This window comes from Georgenia wutianyii (genome assembly GCF_006349365.1).
GTDB lineage: Bacteria > Actinomycetota > Actinomycetes > Actinomycetales > Actinomycetaceae > Oceanitalea > Oceanitalea wutianyii.
Window position 1 is genome coordinate 3362070 of sequence record NZ_CP040899.1, and the last position, 17005, is coordinate 3379074.

Below are 17005 nucleotides of genomic sequence, written 5' to 3' on the forward strand. Positions count from 1 at the left end.
TGCTGGGTAGTGTCCGGGCCACTCGCGGCGGGCGGCGCCGCGATACGGACGGGGGGACGACGATGCCTGACCTCGAGGGCTGGGACCAGACGCTGGGAGCGGGGCCGCTCCTCCTCATCGCGGCGGGGGCGGTGGCCCTCATCCTCGTGCTCGTCATCTGGCTCAAGATGCACGCCTTCCTCACCCTCGTCCTCGTCTCGCTGCTCACGGCGTTCGCCACCGGGCTGCCGGCGTCGCAGATCGTCCCGGCGCTCGTCTCGAGCTTCGGCGGGACCCTCGGCCAGGTGGCGCTGCTCATCGCGCTCGGGGCGATGCTCGGAAAGCTCGTCGAGCACAGCGGCGGGGCCCGGGTGCTCGCGGAGAGGATGGTCTCCCTCTTCGGGGAGCGGCGGGCACCGCTCGGGCTCGGCCTGGCCTCCCTCGCCTTCGGCTTCCCGATCTTCTTCGACGCCGGGCTCGTCGTCATGCTGCCGGTCATCTTCGCGGTGGCACGCCGGCTGGGGAACAACGTACTGCTCTACGGCTTCCCCGCCGCCACGGCGTTCTCCGTCATGCACGTGTTCGTCCCGCCGCACCCCGGACCGGTGGCGGCCTCGGAGCTCTACGACGCGAACATCGGCCTCGTCCTCGTCGTCGGCGTCCTCATCGCGCTGCCGGTCTGGTACCTCACCGGCTACCGGTGGGGGCTGTTCGTCGGCCACCGCTTCGTCCTGCCGGTGCCCGCCCTGTTCGGCAGCACCGACGACGACGAGACGGTCGACCCGCCGAGCGTGGCCACGGTCATCCTCATCCTGCTGCTCCCGCTCGTGCTCATCTTCCTCAACACCGGGCTCGACTTCCTCAGCACCGCCGGCGTCGTCGACGAGAGGGAGACGTGGGTGCAGGTCCTCGTCTCCCTCGGCAGCGCGCCGGTCGCCCTGCTCATCTCCGTACTCGTCGCGCTCGTCGTGCTCGGCCGGCGGCGCGGGGTGAGGGGCACCGCCCTGGAGAAGATCGTCGACTCCTCCCTCGGCCCGGTCGCCTCCGTCATCCTCATCACCGGTGCGGGCGGCATGTTCGGCGGGATCCTGCGGCTGTCGGGGATCGGTGACGCCCTCGCCGGGGTGCTCGGCGACCTCGGCGTGCCGATCATCCTCGCCGCCTACCTCACCGCGGTCGTCCTGCGCGTCGCGCAGGGCTCGGCGACGGTCGCCCTCGTCACCGCCGCGGGCCTCATGGGACCCGCCGTCGAGGCCGGCGACTTCAGCGCGCTGCAGGTCGTCGCCATCGTCCTCGCGACGGCGGCCGGCTCGGTGTTCGCCAGCCACGTCAACGACTCGGGGTTCTGGCTCGTCGGGCGGCTCATGGGCATGGACGTCAAGACGACCCTCAAGACGTGGACGGTCCAGCAGTCGCTGCAGTCGGTGGCCGGTTTCCTCTGCTGCCTGGCGGTGTACGCGGTCTTCTGACGGACCTGCGTGGTAGGACAGGGAGGTGACCACCACCCCGTTCCACGACCTCGACGACTACCTCGACCTGCCCCGCCTCGGCGGCCTCGCCCTGTCCCCGGACGGGTCGCGGCTCGTCGTCGGCGTGAGCACGCTGGACGAGGACCGCACCGCCTTCCGGTCGGCGCTGTGGGAGGTGGACCCGGCCGGCGAGCGCCCCGCGCGGCGACTCACCCACGGGTCGACCAGTGAGTCCCAGCCGACCTTCACGGCCGGTGGCGACCTCCTGTTCGTCGCCAAGCGCGGCGACGACGCGAAGCCCGCCGTCTGGTCGCTGCCCGCCGCCGGCGGTGAGGCGTGCCTGTTCGCCGCCCACCCGGGCGGGGTGTCCGCGGTGCGCGCCGCGGCCCGCGCCGACGTCGTCACGGTGACCGCCTCGGCCCTCCTCTCGGCGAGCGACGTCGACGAGGACCACCGGCTGCGCACGGCGCGCACCGAGCAGAAGGTGAGCGCGATCCTCCACACGGGCTACCCCGTGCGCTACTGGGACCACGACCTCGGCCCGGACCGCCCCCGCCTCTACGCCGCCGAGCCGGCCGGCGACGAGCGCGCCGAGGGTGAGGAGACCCGCGCGCCGCGCGGCACCCACGCCCTTCGCGACCTCACCCCGCACGCCGGCCCCGCGCTCACCGAGACGCACGCCGACCTCGCCGCGGACGGCACCTTCCTCGTGACGACGTGGAACGTGCCCGAGGAGCGCGGCTCCCTGCGCGCGCAGCTGCGCCGCGTCGAGGTCGCCGACGGCGCCACCACCGTCCTCGTCGACGACACCGCCAGCGAGACCGACACCCCGCGCATCAGCCCCGACGGCACGCTCGTCGCCTTCGTCCGCCAGTCGCGCAGCACCGCCGAGCGCGCACCGCGCCGGTGGCTCGAGGTCGTCGACGCCGTGAGCGGGGAGCCTCGCCTGGACACGCGCGCCTGGGACCGCTGGCCGGCCGACATCCGCTGGCTGCCCGACGGCTCGGGGCTGCTCGTCGTCGCCGACGACGACGGCCGCTCGCGCCTCTTCCGCGTCGCGCTCGACACCGCGGCCGTCACCCGGCTCACCGACGAGGGTGCGCTCGACGGCGTCGTCGTCGCCCCGGACGGGACGGCGGCGTACGCGCTGCGCTCCTCCTACGGCTACCCGGCCGAGGTCGTGCGCATCGACCTCACCGGCGAGGGCGAGGGCGAGGTCACCGTGCTGCGCGGCCCGGCGGAGCGGCCCGCGCTGCCCGGCACGCTCACCGAGGTCGAGACGACCACCGAGGACGGCGTGCGGGTGCGCGCCTGGCTCGCCCTGCCCGACGGCGCCGGCCCGGAGTCCCCGGCACCGCTGCTCCTGTGGATCCACGGCGGGCCGCTGAGCTCGTGGAACGCGTGGTCCTGGCGGTGGAACCCGTGGCTCATGGTCGCCCGCGGGTACGCCGTCCTCCTGCCCGACCCGGCGCTGTCCACCGGCTACGGGCAGGACTTCGTCCAGCGCGGCTGGGGCGCCTGGGGCGCCGCGCCGTTCACCGACCTCATGGCCATCACCGACGCCGTCGAGCAGCGCCCCGACGTCGACGCCGAGCGCACCGCCGCCATGGGCGGGTCCTTCGGCGGCTACATGGCCAACTGGGTGGCCGGGCACACCGACCGCTTCCGCGCCGTCGTCACGCACGCGAGCCTGTGGGCGCTGGACGCCTTCGGCCCGACCACCGACGCCGCCTGGTACTGGGGCCGGGAGATGTCCCCGGAGATGGCGCTGGCCAACTCCCCGCACCTGCACGTCGAGCAGATCCGCACCCCGATGCTCGTCATCCACGGGGACAAGGACTACCGGGTGCCGATCGGGGAGGGCCTGCGGCTCTGGTACGAGCTGAACTCCCGCTCAGGGCTGCCCGCGGGCGAGGACGGCACGAGCCCGCACCGCTTCCTCTACTTCCCCGACGAGAACCACTGGATCCTCACGCCGCAGAACGCCAAGGTCTGGTACCAGGTCAACCTCGCGTTCCTCGCCGAGCACGTCCTGGGACAGGAGGCCCAGACACTGCCGGAAACTCTCGGCTAGACGACCGCCCGGCGATTCGCTGCGCCGTCGGGACGCACCGCGCTACTGTGCGTGCGTTCCGACGGTGCGAGGGGGCACATCATGAGCGAATCGACGAGTGAGCGGGAGAGATCTGTGGTGGCAGCGGCGCCGACCAACAAGACCGGGACGTACCGGACCTTCGACGAGGTGGAGGAGGTCCTCAGCCCGCACGAGCAGCGGCTGGAGAAGCTGCGCCGCACCGTCGGGCTGTTCGTCGGCCCGATCGCGGGGGTGGTGGTCTACCTCCTCACCTCTGGCCTGGACGACCCGGCGCAGAAGCTCGCCGGCATCCTCACGTTCGTCATCGTCTACTGGATCAGCGAGGCGATCCCGATCCCGGTGACGGCGATGCTCGCCCTCGGGCTCGTCGTCATCACGGGTGTCGCGGGCGGGGCGGACGTCTTCGCCCTCTTCGGCAGCCCGACGCTGTTCGTCTTCATCGGCGGCTTCATCATCGCCGAGTCCATGCAGAAGTACGGGCTCGACCGGCGCTTCGCGTTCAGCATCCTCGCGCTGCCCGGGGTCGGGTCCTCGACGACCCGCATCATCATCGCGTTCGGCGCGATCACCGCGCTGCTCAGCGCGTTCGTCTCGAACACCGCGACCGCGGCGATGATGATGCCGATCGCCGCCGGCATCGTCGGGTTCCTCGCCAGCGTCATGGCGCGCAACACGGGCAAGGAGATCGACCCGCGCCGGCTGCGGTTCGCCACCGCGCTCATGCTCATGGTCGCCTACGGCGCCTCGATCGGTGGCCTGCTCACCCCGGTCGGCAGCCCGCCCAACCTCATCGGCCGTGGCCTCATCGAGCAGGCGACCGGCGAGACCATCCCGTTCTTCACCTGGATGCTGCTCGCCTTCCCGATCGTCGCGGTCATGTTCATCGCGCTGTCGATCGTCCTCATCATGCTCAACCGGCCCGAGTTCAAGCGGATCGAGGGCGTGGAGGAGTACGTCCGGACCGAGCGCGCGAAGCTCGGCAAGATGGGGACCGGCGGGCGCAACACGCTCATCGCCTTCGCCGTCGCGGTGACGCTGTGGATCACCCCGGGCGTCGTCGGTCTGTTCACCGGCGGTGAGGGCGAGTTCTACGACCTCGTCGCGGGCCGGCTCAACGAGGGCGTCGTCGCCATCGTCGCCGCCTCCCTCCTCTTCCTCCTCCCGGTCGACTTCACCCACCGCAAGTTCACCGTCACGTGGAACGACGCCGCCCGCATCGACTGGGGCACGATCATCCTCTTCGGCTCGGGCATCGCCCTCGGCGGCCTGCTCGGCTCGACCGGCCTCGCCGAGGCCATGGGCGGGGCCCTGTCCGACATGCTCGGCGTCCAGTCGCTGCTGGGGCTCACGCTGCTCGCCACGATCATCGCCGTCATCATCAGCGAGACGACCTCCAACACCGCGAGCGTCGGCGTCGTCGTCCCGATCGTCATCCCGCTCGCCGACGCCGCCGGGGTCAACCCGCTGATCCCCGCGGTGGCCGCGATCTTCGGTGCCTCCTTCGGCTTCATGCTGCCGGTCTCGACGCCGCCGAACGCCATCGTCTACGGCACCGGCATGGTGCCGATCACGAAGATGGTGCGCTCGGGGATCGTCTTCGACGTCATCGGCATCATCCTCATCGTCGCCGGGGTCATGGGCATGGGCACCCTGCTCGGGCTCGGGACCTGACCGGGACTCGACCGGAACTCACCGGGGCCTGCGCCGACGGCGCAGGCCCCGGTCCCGTCTCCAGGTGGGCGCACACCCGGACGTCGAGATCACCGGCAGGTGCGGGAGCCACCTCCGGGCGTATCCTCCGACGGTGGAGACACCCACCGGCGCTGCGGCCGAGCAGGCCCTCGCCTGCCTCGGGACACTCCTCGAGGGCGCCCACCACGCGACGCCGGACGAGCTGGCCGACGTGGTCGCCCTCGCCGGCCGGCTCCAGGGCTGGGACCTCACCGTGTTCCTCGTGACCTTCGACCAGCGCTCGCTCGTGCCGCTCGGCCCGGTGGGCGACCCGCTGCCGGTGGAGGGCCCGGAGGCGGCCGCGTTCCGCGACCTGCGCCCGGTGGAGGTGGACGGCACCGCGTGGCTGCCGCTCGTCGACGGCTCCGAGCGGGTGGGGACACTGCGGGTGGTGCCGCTGCCCGACTTCGAGGACGCGGCCGACCGGGCGACCGTGCTGCGCTGGGTGGCGATGCTCGTGGGCCACCTCGTCGCGGTGATGACGCCCCACGGTGACGCGCTCAGCCGCGCGCGCGGCGCCCGGGACCGCACGGTCGAGGCCGAGCTGCTGTGGAACCTGCTGCCGCCGCTGACCTTCGCCGCCCACGACGTCGCCGTCGCCGGCCTCCTCGAGCCCAGCGGGCAGGTGGCCGGGGACGCCTTCGACTACGCGGTCGAGGGCTCCACGGTCGACGTCGCGATCTTCGACGGCACCGGTCACGACCTCGGCTCGGGCCTGCTCACCTCGGTCGTGCTGGCGACCTACCGCAACCACCGGCGGCGCGGGGACGACCTCGTGGCCTGCGCGGGCGCCGTCGACCGGGTGCTGTCCACGCACACGGACGGGGCGGGCTACGCCACCGGCGTGCTCCTGCGGCTGGACACGAGCACCGGTGAGCTCCAGTACCTCAACGCCGGGCACCCCCACCCGCTGCTGCTGCGGCACGGCAGCGCACTCGACCCCCTCACCCGCTCGGGCAGGGCGCTGTTCGGGCTCGGTGGCCGGGAGGCGTCCGTCTCCCGGGTCCAGCTCGAGCCGGGCGACCAGGTGGTGCTCTACACCGACGGCGTCACCGAGGCGCGCGACGAGCACGGGGAGTTCTTCGGGGTGGACCGCCTGGCCGCCCTCGTCCGCAAGCACGGCGCCGACCAGCGGCCGGCGGCGGAGACGCTGCGGCTCATCGTGCGCGACATCGTCGACCACCAGCACGGGGCGCTCCAGGACGACGCGACGGTCGTGCTGCTCAGCTGGGCGCCGCGCCCCTCGGTCTCCGTGCTGCCCGCCTGAGCCTCAGGACCAGACGAGCCCCATGTCGGGGTTCTCCAGCACCTGGGCGACGTCCGAGAGGACCCGCGCGCCGAGCTCGCCGTCGACGAGCCGGTGGTCGAAGGACAGCGCGAGCTGGGTGACCCACCGCGGCTTGACCTTGTCCTTGTGCACCCAGGGCTGCTTGCGGATCGCGCCGAAGGCGAGGATGGCCGCCTCCCCCGGGTTGATGATCGGGGTGCCGGTGTCGATGCCGAAGACGCCGACGTTGGTGATCGTCACCGTGCCGTCGGTCATGTCCTGCGGGGTGGCGCGGCCCTCCCGGGCGGTCGCGGTGAGCCCGGCGATCGCCGTCGCCAGCTCGTGGAGGTCGAGGCGGTGGGCGTCCTTGATGTTCGGCACGACGAGCCCGCGCGGGGTGGCGGCAGCGATCCCGAGGTTGACGTAGTGCTTGTAGACGATCTCCTGGGTGGCCTCGTCCCACGAGGCGTTGATCTGCGGGTGGCGGCGCACCGCGAGGACGAGCGCCTTGGCCGCGAGGAGCAGCGGCGTCACGCGCACGTCGGCGAACGCGCGGTCCTCCTTGAGCCGGGCGACGAGCCGCATCGTGCGGGTGACGTCGACGGTGTGGAAGACGGTGACGTGCGGGGCGGTGAAGGCCGAGTTCACCATCGCCTCGGCGGTGCGGCGGCGCACCGAGCGCACCGGCACACGGGTCTGCCGCCCGTTGGCCGACACCGTGCCGTCGGCGAGCCACGGCTGGTCGTCGCCGGGGTAGGTGGCGAGCTCCTCGGCCTGCGAGCGCCGGGAGTGCTCCAGGACGTCCTCGCGGGTGACGATCCCGCCCGGACCGGTCGCGGCGATCGCCGTCAGGTCGACGCCGAGGTCCTTGGCGAGCTTGCGGACCGGCGGCTTGGCCAGGACGGCGGGCGAGGTCGAGCTGCGGCCGTTGCCGCCGGTGGCCGCGGCGCGCGCCACGTCGGCAGCGGGCCGGGCCGGGGCCGGGGCAGCTGGAGCGGGCGCCGTCGCGACGGCCGTCGCCGCGCCGTCGGCGGCGAACCGGCGACGCCGGGCCGCCGGCGCCTCCTTGGTCCCGTAGCCGACGAGGACGTCACCGCTCGTCTCCGCCGCGGGGGCGGCGGAGTCGTCGGACGGCGCCCCGCCCGGGTCGACGTCGATGACGACGATCGGGGTCCCGACCGGCACGGTCTGCCCCTCCTGGGCGAGCAGCTCGGTGACGACGCCGGCCCACGGGGCCGGCAGCTCGACGAGCGACTTCGCCGTCTCGATCTCGACGATCGTCTGGTTGACGGTGACGGTGTCACCCACGGCGACCCGCCACTCGGCGATCTCCGCCTCGGTGAGGCCCTCCCCGACGTCCGGGAGCTTGAACTGCTGGTAGCTCGGCAACGGGTCTCCTAGTAGGCGAGTGCGCGGTCGACGGCGTCGAGCACGCGGTCGAGGCCGGGGAGGTACTCCTCCTCGTGCGCGGACGCGGGGTAGGGGGTGTGGAAGCCGCCGACCCGCAGGACGGGCGCCTGCAGGTGGTAGAAGCACTCCTCGGTGACGCGGGCGGCGACCTCGGCGGCAGGACCGAGGAACGTCGGCGCCTCGTGGGCGACGACGAGCCGGCCGGTGCGGCGCACCGACTCCACGACGGTGGGCACGTCCAGCGGGGAGACCGAGCGCAGGTCGATGACCTCGAGCTCGTGGCCCTCCTGGGCGGCGGCGTCGGCCGCGGCGTGGAGTGTCTTGACGGTGGGGCCGTAGCCCACGAGCGTGGCGTCGCGGCCGGGGCGCACGACGCGCGCGGAGTGCAGGCCCGTGGTCACGCCGCTCTCGCCGAGGTCCACCGGCGCCTCGAGGTCCACCTCGCTGCGGTCCCAGTACCGGGCCTTGGGCTCGAGGAAGAGCACCGGGTCCGGCGAGGCGATCGCCTGCTGGATCATCGTGAAGGCGTCCGCGCTCGTCGCCGGGGAGACGACGCGCAGGCCCGGGGTGTGGGCGAAGAGGCTCTCGGGGGACTCGCTGTGGTGCTCGATCGCCCCGATGCCACCGCCGTAGGGGATGCGGACGACGACCGGCACCCGGACCCGGCCCTGGGAGCGGTAGGCGAGCTTGGCGAGCTGGGTGGTGATCTGGTCGAAGCCGGGGAAGACGAACCCGTCGAACTGGATCTCGCAGACGGGTCGGTACCCGGCCATCGCCAGGCCGATCGCGGTGCCGATGATCCCGGACTCGGCGAGCGGGGTGTCGACGACGCGGTCACGGCCGAACTCGCTCTGCAGCCCGTCGGTCACCCGGAAGACGCCGCCCAGCGCGCCGATGTCCTCACCCATGAGGAGGACCTTCGGGTCGCGGTGCATGGCGGCGCGCAGGCCGGCGTTGACGGCCTTGGCGAGCGGCATGGGTGCGGTCGTGGTCGTCGCGGTCACCGGGCCCCCTCCGCGAAGGACGCCTGGTACTCGGTGAACCACGCGCGCTCGGCCTCGACCTGCGGGTGCGCGGCGGCGTAGACGTGGTCGAACATCGTCTCGGCGGGGGGCGGGGTGAGGGCGCGGCAGTACTCGCGGGTGGACTCCCCGAGCTCCTCGGCGGCGGCCTCGACCTCGGCGAGGAACGCCTCGTCCGCGTGGCCCTGCGCGGTGAGGTAGGTCCGCAGGCGGGCGATCGGGTCACGCTCGCGCCAGTAGTCCTCCTCCGCGCTCGTTCGGTAGCGGGTGGGGTCGTCCGACGTCGTGTGGGCGCCCATGCGGTAGGTGTAGGCCTCGATGAAGGTCGGGCCCCCGCCGCTGCGGGCACGCTCGAGGGCCTCGGCGGTGACGGCGTAGCTCGCGAGGACGTCGTTGCCGTCCACCCGCACCGAGGGGATGCCCAGCCCCGGGCCGCGGCGGGCGAGCGGGACGGTGGTCTGTCCGCTCGTCGGCACGGAGATGGCCCACTGGTTGTTCTGGCACACGAAGACCACCGGCGCCTTGGTCACGGCGGCGAAGACCATCGCCTCGTGGACGTCGCCCTGGGAGGTGGCGCCGTCACCGAAGTAGACGACGACGGCGCGGTCACGGTCCGGGTCGCCGGTGCCGACGTCGCCGTCGCGCTGGACGCCCATGGCGTAGCCGGTCGCGTGGAGCGTGTGGGAACCGATGACGAAGGTGTAGAGGTGGAAGTTGTGCGCGGCCGGGTCCCACCCGCCGTGCTCGACCCCGCGGAAGACGCGCAGGAGCCGGCGCATGTCCAGGCCGCGGGTGTGTGCGACCGCGTGCTCGCGGTAGGAGGGGAAGACGAAGTCCCGGGGGCGCAGCGCGCGGCCGGAGCCCACCTGGGCGGCCTCCTGGCCCAGGCTCGGCGGCCACAGGCCGAGCTCGCCCTGGCGCTGGAGCGCGGTCGCCTCGGCGTCGAAGCGGCGGGCCAGGACCATGTCGCGGTACAGCCCGCGGAGCTCGGCGGGACCCAGGTCGGCGACCCAGGCGTCGTAACGACTGTGGTCGAGGCGACGGCCCTCCGGGTCGAGGAGCTGCACGAGCGTGTCGGGATCGACCGTGCTGCTCGTCTGCGGTCGCGGTGTCAGTGTGTCCATGGTGGTGACCACCTCCATCGGTCCTGCCTCCTCGCGCCCGGGGGGTCGGGCCCCGAACCTACGCCAGCGTAGGCTACGGAACCGTAAGTTTCGCTTGTAGGAGACCTACAGAACGACGGCACCCTCGTTGTGCGGGCACGGCCCGGACCCTGCGGGTCCGGACAACCCCCCTCCTCCGGGACGCCCCTTTGCGGCCGCCGCGCGTGCTGCACGGGGTGTCCGAGTGGCGCCACGGGGTGTCCCAGAGGGTTGCTGGGCGCGGCAGTGGGACGAGCCGGCAGGCGAGCCGAGGGCAGCGGGGGCGGGGCGACGAGCCGGGGCTAGAGGGTCGCCGGGCTGAGCTGCTCGATGAAGTGGCCCCAGTCCGCGGCGAGGCGGAGGACGACGTCGTTGCCCTCGATCTCGCCGATGCTCACCCGCACGCCCTCGCCGTCGAAGGCGCGGACGGTCGCGCCGCTCGCGGCGGCCTCCCGGGCGAAGGGCGTCGCCCGGCGCCCGAGGTCGAGCCAGTAGAAGTTCCCGTGCGACTCCGGCACCGTCCACCCCTGCTCGCGCAGCGCGGCCAGCACCCGGGTGCGCTCCTGGACGATGCGCTCGCAGCGCGCGGCGACCTCGTCGGACTCGCGCAGCGCCGCGAGCGCCGCCGCCTGGGCCAGGGCGTTGACCCCGAACGGCGTGGAGGCCGTGCGCAGCCCCCGGATGAGCCGGGGGCGGGCCACGGCGTAGCCCACGCGCAGCCCGGCGAGGCCGTAGGCCTTGGAGAAGGTGCGCAGGAGGAGGACGTTCTTGAACTCGCGGGCCAGCGCCAGCCCGTCGGCCGCGGCGTCGTCACGGACGAACTCGACGTACGCCTCGTCCAGGACGACGAGCACCTGCCGGGGCACGCGGGCGAGGAACTCGCGCATCTCGTCCTCGTGGACGACCGTGCCGGTGGGGTTGTTGGGGCTGCACACGAGGACGACGCGGGTGCGCTCGGTGACGGCGTCGGCCATCGCGGCGAGGTCGTGCCCGCCGTCCTCCCGCAGCGGCACCGGCACGCCGGTGGCGCCCGCGACCTGGATCGCGATGGGGTAGGCCTCGAAGGAGCGCCAGGCGTGGACCACCTCGTCGCCGGGGCGGCACGCGGCTCGGAGGACCGTCTCGAGCACCGCGACCGACCCGTTGCCGACGACGACGCGCTCGGCGTCCACCCCGACGTGCGCGGCGATCGCCGCCACGAGCCCCGTGGCGTGGATGTCCGGGTACCGGTTGAGGTCCGCGGCCGCGTCGGCGACGGCGCTGAGCACAGCGGCCGACGGCGGGAACGGGTTCTCGTTGGAGGAGAGCTTGTAGGCGGGGCGCCCGGCCGGCGGGCGCTGGCCCGGGACGTAGGCCGGCAGGGAGTCGATCTCCGCGCGGAAGCGGAACGCTGGAGCCATGCGCCCATGATCGCACCCCGCGCGGACCCCTCGTGGGACGATGTCGGCATGCGCTTCCTCGTCCGGCTCGCGGTGAACTCGGTCGCCATCTGGCTCGCCTCCCTCCTGCTCAGCGGGATCTCCCTCAGCGAGCGGACGGGGTGGGGGCAGGTCGGCGTCGTCGTCGTGGTCGGACTCGTCTTCACGCTGGTCAACCTCGTCGTCAAGCCGATCGTGCACCTGTTCGCGCTGCCGCTGACGATCCTCACCCTCGGGCTCTTCAGCCTCGTCATCAACGCCCTCATGCTCCTGCTCACGAGCTGGCTCACGAGGACCACCGAGTTCGGCCTCTTCGTCGACGGCTTCTGGTGGGCGCTCATCGGGAGCGTGATCATCTCGGTGATCAGCTGGGTGCTCAACCTCGTCCTCGCCAACGACTGAGCCGCCCGGCCGCTCATCCGCGCTCCACCGTGTAGGCGGTGGCCGTCACCCGCGCCCCGGCGCCGCCGGTGATCTCGGCGAGCCGCTGCGAGGCGTGGACCACCGACGGCTCGCCCGCCGCGAGGGCGAGCGCCGCCGTCCGCCCGTACTCGACGACCGAGTGCGACTCCCCGGGCGGCACCTCGAAGCGCACCTCACCGGTGGTCCCGGTGGCGAGCGACCGGCTCACCGTCGTCCGCTCGGGGGACGCGGGGTTCGTCGTACCGTCCAGCCCGATGAACGGGTCCTCGAGGTGCTCGAGGTGGAGCACCTCCGTCCCGTGCGGGGTGGGCAGGTGCGCCACCGGTGAGCCGGCCGTGACGACGGCACGGATGTCGAACCGGGCCCGCACCACCGGGTCGGCCGCGAGCCGCATCGCCACCAGGCCGCCCTGGCTGAAGCCGACGACGGCCACCGCCTCCCCCGGTGCGATCCCGGCGAGCGTCATCGCGCGGGCGGCGGCGATCTCGACGTCGCTCACCAGCCCGCTGTAGGTCTCGCCGTTGGTGAGGTTGTCCACCGGGTTGCTCCCGCCGGGCACCATCGCCTGCGTGCTCGGCAGCAGGACGGTCCACGTCCGCCGCCCGTCGGGGTGGTCGGTGCGCCTGACCTCGACCGTCCCCGGCTCCGCGCCATGGTCCTGGTGGACGGTGCGCAGGCTGTCGACGACGGCCGCCAGGTCCCGCGACGGCGCGACCAGCCGGGGCGGGGAGACGGCGATGGTGAGCTCGCGCGTGTGTGCCGGCCCGCGCCCGGTGAGGCGGTTGAAGGTGAGGACGACCGGCACGAGCAGCCGCTGGGCCGCCGTGAGCCCGTCCGGGTCGATGCGCCGCCCGTCGTAGGTGAAGGGCCCGCTAAGCAGCGCCCACGGCAGCAGGTACTGACCCTGCTCGCCGAGCTCGCGCACCGCGACGTCGAGCGCGAGGCCGTCGGGCGGCAGGTCGTCGTCGCCGTGGGCGAGGTTGACGAGCTCGGCGAGCCCGTCGACGAGCATGCCGGCCGGTCCGCTCGGCTCGAGGCCGGGGAGGCGGCCCACGAGGGTGAGCCGGTCGGCGACCGCCCCGACGGCGGCCTGCGGGGAGAGGAGGACGCGCAGGAAGCCCCACCAGGACGGCGCCGCGAGCTGGGTGCGGGCGGCCAGCTCGGCCTCCTCGTAGAGGATGCGGGCGTACCGCACGGACATGAGGAGCGCGAAGGCCTCCTCCCCCAGCCGGCGCACCCCGCGGGCGCCGTGGACGGCCTCGTCCACCGCCGACTCCGCGCTCGCCGCCTCGGCCGGCGCCCACCCGGCGTCCAGTGCGAGGGCGCGCCTCGCCGCGTCCAGCGCCGACTCGAGATAGCCGGCTTCCCGGACGACGCCCTCGAGCACGACGTCGATCGCCTGCAGCTCCTCGAGGTCCACCCGGGTCGCCCCGACCCCGCCGCGCACGTGGACCGTGGTGCGCAGGCGCCCGTCGCGCGCGACCGCCGCGCCGTCGGCGTCGTGGGCGTGGATCCGTGCCGTCACTGCTCGCCCCACGCGACGGCCACGGCGGCGGACAGCGCGGCCGCCCGCTCCTGGGCCGTCTCGAGCAGCCCGCGCAGGCCGTCGGCGAGGCCGAGCAGGTCGGTGAGCCGGGCGCGGAACTCGTCGGCCGCGGTCGACTGCCAGTCCTCGGGGAAGGCGGCGCGCACGGCGTCCTCGATCTCACCGAGCACCTGCCCGGCCGTCCCGACGGCGACGCACCCGTCCCCGGCACCTCCCCACCCGTCCACGACGACCGGGGTACACCTCGACCCACTCATCACGCCCTCCTCGGCTCGGTGGCGGTGACGCTAGGTGCCCGCGCCGTCGCGCGGGCCGGGTCGCCGGGTGCCCTGGGGACGGGAGGGACGCGGCGGGCGCCTGTTGCGCAGGGCTGGTGGCTTTCGCCTGCAGGGCGGGCGAGAATGCCGTCATGTCGCCCTTCGTCGTCTCCTTCGTGTGCACCGGGAACATCTGCCGTTCCCCGATCGGTGAGGTCGTCCTGCGCGACCTCCTCGAGCGGGAAGGGCTGGCCGACCGGGTGCGCGTCGTCTCGGCCGGCACCGGCGACTGGCACGTCGGCGGGCCGGCGGACCCGCGCGCGCTGAGCACCCTGCGCCGCTTCGGCCTCGACGGCGACGCCCACCGCGCCCAGCAGTTCGTCCGCGACAGCTTCAGCGAGGTCGACCTCGTCCTGGCACTCGACCGCGGCCACGAGGAGATCCTGCGTCGCCTCGCCCCCACGGAGGAGGACCGCGCGAAGGTGCGGCTGCTGCGCAGCTTCGACCCCGCCGCCGTCGCGGCCGGCGCCCTCGAGGTCGACGACCCGTACTTCGGGGAGGACGCCGACTTCGTCACGACCTACGAGGAGGTCCTGCCGGCGTGCGAGGGCGTCGTCGCCCACCTGCGCGAGGAGCTGGCGCTCGCCGGCTGAGCACCGGGCGCACGGCGAGACGGCGCACCGCGCGCCCGGCGGCTCTGGGACACTGGGGGACCATGAGCGAGAACCTGAGCAGCCTGTCCTCCGCGAGCACGGCCGGGGCCGCCGGCGCGGCTCCCGGACGCCGCCGCGTCTCCCTCGCCGAGCTCGAGCCGCCCATCGCGCTCGGACCGCTCGACGGCCGCTACCGCTCCGTCGTCGCCCCCCTCGTCGACCACCTCTCCGAGGCCGCGCTCAACCGCGCCCGGCTCGACGTCGAGGTCTCCTGGCTCATCCACCTCACGACGACCGGCGCCCTGCCCGGCGCCCCGACGCTGAGCGACGCCGACGTCGCCTACCTGCGCGGCGTCGTCGACTCCTTCGGCGCGGCGGAGATCGCCGAGCTCGCCGAGATCGAGCGCGAGACCCGGCACGACGTCAAGGCCGTGGAGTACTTCCTCAAGCGGCGCCTGGCCGCCGCCGCGGGCGCCGTCGGGCCCGACAGCCCGCTGCCCGCCGTCGGGGAGATCGTCCACATCTTCTGCACGAGCGAGGACGTCAACAACCTCTCCTACGCGCTGACCGTCCGCGACGCCGTCCGCCAGGTGTGGCTGCCCGCCGCTCTCGCCCTCGCCGGGGACCTCGCCGACCTCGCGCGGCAGACGGCCGAGGTGCCGATGCTCTCGCGCACCCACGGCCAGACCGCCACGCCGACGACGCTCGGCAAGGAGCTGGCCGTGCTCGCCGCGCGCCTGCGCCGCCAGCTGCGGCGCGTGTCGACCGCCGAGTTCATGGGCAAGATGAACGGCGCGACCGGGACGTACGGCGCCCACGCCGTGTCCGTGCCGGGCACCGACTGGCAGGCCGTGTCGCGCTCCTTCGTCGAGGGCCTCGGGCTCACCTGGAACCCGCTCACCACCCAGATCGAGCCGCACGACTGGCAGGCCGAGCTCTACGCCGACATCTCCCGGTTCAACCGCGTGCTGCACAACCTGTGCACCGACGTCTGGACCTACATCTCCCTCGGCTACTTCCGCCAGCGGCTGTCCGCGCAGGGCTCGACCGGCTCCTCGACGATGCCGCACAAGGTCAACCCGATCCGGTTCGAGAACGCCGAGGCGAACCTCGAGATCTCCTCCGCGCTGCTCGACACGCTCGGCGCCACCCTCGTCACCTCCCGCCTCCAGCGCGACCTCACCGACTCCACGACGCAGCGCAACATCGGCGTCGCGATCGGGCACTCGCTGCTCGCCCTCGACAACGTCCGCCGCGGCCTGGCCGGCCTCGACGTCGACGCCGACGCGATGCAGCGTGACCTCGACGACTCGTGGGAGGTGCTCGGCGAGGCGGTGCAGTCCGCGATGCGCGCGGCGTCCGTCGCGGGCGCCGAGGGCATGGCCGACCCGTACGAGCGGCTCAAGGAGCTCACCCGCGGCCGGCGCGTGGACGCCGAGGGCATGCGCGCGCTCATCGCCGGCCTCGGGCTGCCGAAGGACGTCGAGGAGCGGCTCCTCGCCCTCACCCCCGCCACCTACACCGGCCTCGCCGCCTCCCTCGTCACCCACCTCGACGACTGAGCACCCGCCCCCTCTACCCCCAGCTCCCCCAGCCCCCCCAGCCCGCTCCTCCCCCTCGCCGACAGCCGACTTTTGCGCGACAGCCGACTTTTGCGCGACAGCCGACTTGCGCACAGTCCGCGCGAGCGTGGCAAGGAACTCCACTGTCGTGCGGAACTCGGCTCTCGTGCGGAACTCCGCTCTCGGCGGGGAGGGGTGTCGTGCGGAACTCCGCTCTCGTGCGGAACTCCGCTCTCGGCGAGGGAGGGGTGTCGTGCGGAACTCGGCTCTCGCGCGGAACTCCGCTCTCGGCGAGGGCTGAGGGCTGAGGGAGGGGAGGGGGTGTCGTGGGGGACCTTGGTCCGCGGCGAAACGTCCGGATCGCCCGGACGATTACCGGGTGACCACCACCACCGCGCGCACGGGCCTACGGCAGCTCCGCCACACCGACGGCTGGATCTTCGGCACGATGCTCCTGTCGGCCTGCATCAGTCTCCTCGCCTCCTTCGTGCTGGCGATCGACGCCGTCGAGCTGGCGGCGAACCCGAACGCCGCGCTGTCGTGCAACATCAGCGCGACGCTGAGCTGCGGGGCGGTGGGCTCGGCGTGGCAGGCGAGCCTCTTCGGCTTCCCCAACGCCTTCCTCGGGCTCGTCGCCGAGCCGGTCGTCATCACGATCGCCGTCGCCGGCCTCGGCGGGGTGCGCTTCCCGCGCTGGTTCATGTGCGCCGCGCAGGTGGTCTACACCCTCGGCCTCGTCTTCGCGTACTGGCTCTTCTACCAGTCGATGTTCAACATCGGGGCGCTGTGCCCGTGGTGCCTGCTCGTCACGCTCTCGACGACGCTCGTCTTCGCCACGCTGCTCCACTACAACCTGCGCGAGAACAACCTCTACCTGCGCCCCCGCGCCCACGAGCGGGCGGTGGAGCTCATCCGCGCGGGCTGGGACGGCGTCGTCGTCCTCGGGTGGCTGGGGCTGGTCGTCGTCGCGATCATCCTCAAGTACGGCACCTCGCTGCTCCCGTGACGCGGCTCGCTCGCAGGGATACCCC

Annotated in this window: 14 protein-coding genes; 8 read left to right on the plus strand and 6 right to left on the minus strand. The window is 73.5% G+C overall.

The genetic code is table 11. The annotated features are described in order from the left end of the window. The first annotated feature begins 62 nt into the window (after positions 1-62). The 4 genes from FE251_RS14940 (at position 63) to FE251_RS14955 (ending at position 6541) form a co-directional block, all read left to right on the plus strand. Positions 63-1448, plus strand: coding sequence for a GntP family permease (locus FE251_RS14940; protein ID WP_139072321.1), 1386 nt, complete (start codon positions 63-65; stop codon positions 1446-1448). A 25-nt stretch (positions 1449-1473) separates the two neighbouring features. After that, positions 1474-3522, plus strand: a complete 2049-nt coding sequence (locus FE251_RS14945; RefSeq protein WP_139949166.1) for a S9 family peptidase — start codon at positions 1474-1476, stop codon at positions 3520-3522. An 81-nt stretch (positions 3523-3603) separates the two neighbouring features. Further along, positions 3604-5214, plus strand: coding sequence for an SLC13 family permease (locus FE251_RS14950; protein ID WP_139072320.1), 1611 nt, complete (start codon positions 3604-3606; stop codon positions 5212-5214). Positions 5215-5347: 133 nt separating this feature from the next. After that, complete coding sequence (locus FE251_RS14955; protein ID WP_139949167.1) at positions 5348-6541, plus strand: PP2C family protein-serine/threonine phosphatase; 1194 nt, start codon at positions 5348-5350, stop codon at positions 6539-6541. 3 nt (positions 6542-6544) lie between these two features. Here the strand turns inward: FE251_RS14955 and FE251_RS14960 are convergent, their stop codons facing one another. From FE251_RS14960 to hisC, 4 genes are all read right to left on the minus strand, one after another. Next, a complete protein-coding gene (locus FE251_RS14960; RefSeq protein WP_139949168.1) occupies positions 6545-7930 on the minus strand; it encodes a dihydrolipoamide acetyltransferase family protein in 1386 nt (461 codons plus the stop codon). 8 nt (positions 7931-7938) lie between these two features. Then, the gene (locus tag FE251_RS14965; RefSeq protein ID WP_139949376.1) at positions 7939-8928 is read right to left on the minus strand and encodes an alpha-ketoacid dehydrogenase subunit beta; all 990 of its coding nucleotides are present in this window, start codon (positions 8926-8928) and stop codon (positions 7939-7941) included. Between the two features lie 23 nt (positions 8929-8951). Continuing rightward, positions 8952-10097 (minus strand): pyruvate dehydrogenase (acetyl-transferring) E1 component subunit alpha, encoded by a 1146-nt coding sequence (gene pdhA, locus FE251_RS14970; protein ID WP_139949169.1) that lies wholly within the window; start codon positions 10095-10097, stop codon positions 8952-8954. A 320-nt stretch (positions 10098-10417) separates the two neighbouring features. Then, positions 10418-11515, minus strand: coding sequence for a histidinol-phosphate transaminase (gene hisC / locus FE251_RS14975; protein ID WP_139072316.1), 1098 nt, complete (start codon positions 11513-11515; stop codon positions 10418-10420). 48 nt (positions 11516-11563) lie between these two features. Here hisC and FE251_RS14980 point away from each other — a divergent pair, with 48 nt between their 5' ends. Next, positions 11564-11935: a phage holin family protein gene (locus FE251_RS14980; protein ID WP_139072433.1), complete on the plus strand. Its 372-nt coding sequence runs from the start codon at positions 11564-11566 to the stop codon at positions 11933-11935. Positions 11936-11948: 13 nt separating this feature from the next. On the opposite strand, the gene FE251_RS14985 is transcribed toward FE251_RS14980, so the two are convergent. Next, positions 11949-13481 (minus strand): hypothetical protein, encoded by a 1533-nt coding sequence (locus FE251_RS14985; protein WP_139949170.1) that lies wholly within the window; start codon positions 13479-13481, stop codon positions 11949-11951. Next, positions 13478-13759 (minus strand): hypothetical protein, encoded by a 282-nt coding sequence (locus tag FE251_RS14990; protein ID WP_139949171.1) that lies wholly within the window; start codon positions 13757-13759, stop codon positions 13478-13480. Before FE251_RS14990 ends, FE251_RS14985 begins: the two co-directional genes overlap by 4 nt. A 152-nt stretch (positions 13760-13911) precedes the next feature. On the opposite strand from FE251_RS14990, the gene FE251_RS14995 reads away from it, so the two are divergent. The 3 genes from FE251_RS14995 to FE251_RS15005 all read left to right on the plus strand — a co-directional run bounded on the left by FE251_RS14995 (position 13912) and on the right by FE251_RS15005 (position 16980). Further along, entirely contained in the window at positions 13912-14412 is a 501-nt protein-coding gene (locus FE251_RS14995) for a low molecular weight protein-tyrosine-phosphatase (protein WP_139072313.1), read from the plus strand. 62 nt (positions 14413-14474) lie between these two features. Further along, positions 14475-15974, plus strand: a complete 1500-nt coding sequence (gene purB / locus FE251_RS15000) for an adenylosuccinate lyase (protein ID WP_139949172.1) — start codon at positions 14475-14477, stop codon at positions 15972-15974. Positions 15975-16353: 379 nt separating this feature from the next. Further along, positions 16354-16980 carry a vitamin K epoxide reductase family protein gene (locus FE251_RS15005; protein WP_230976462.1) on the plus strand — a complete coding sequence of 209 codons (627 nt, stop codon included), beginning with the start codon at positions 16354-16356 and terminating at the stop codon, positions 16978-16980. Positions 16981-17005 lie beyond the last annotated feature (25 nt).

Excerpts from the sequence above, each read along its gene's own strand:
- FE251_RS14940 (WP_139072321.1), top strand. The coding sequence starts at position 63 with ATGCCTGACCTCGAGGGCTGGGACCAGACGCTGGGAGCGGGGCCGCTC.
- FE251_RS14950 (WP_139072320.1), top strand. The coding sequence starts at position 3,604 with ATGAGCGAATCGACGAGTGAGCGGGAGAGATCTGTGGTGGCAGCGGCG.
- FE251_RS14965 (WP_139949376.1), bottom strand. The coding sequence starts at position 8,928 with ATGCCGCTCGCCAAGGCCGTCAACGCCGGCCTGCGCGCCGCCATGCAC.
- pdhA (WP_139949169.1), bottom strand. The coding sequence starts at position 10,097 with ATGGACACACTGACACCGCGACCGCAGACGAGCAGCACGGTCGATCCC.
- hisC (WP_139072316.1), bottom strand. The coding sequence starts at position 11,515 with ATGGCTCCAGCGTTCCGCTTCCGCGCGGAGATCGACTCCCTGCCGGCC.
- FE251_RS14980 (WP_139072433.1), top strand. The coding sequence starts at position 11,564 with ATGCGCTTCCTCGTCCGGCTCGCGGTGAACTCGGTCGCCATCTGGCTC.
- FE251_RS14990 (WP_139949171.1), bottom strand. The coding sequence starts at position 13,759 with ATGAGTGGGTCGAGGTGTACCCCGGTCGTCGTGGACGGGTGGGGAGGT.
- FE251_RS14995 (WP_139072313.1), top strand. The coding sequence starts at position 13,912 with ATGTCGCCCTTCGTCGTCTCCTTCGTGTGCACCGGGAACATCTGCCGT.
- purB (WP_139949172.1), top strand. The coding sequence starts at position 14,475 with ATGAGCGAGAACCTGAGCAGCCTGTCCTCCGCGAGCACGGCCGGGGCC.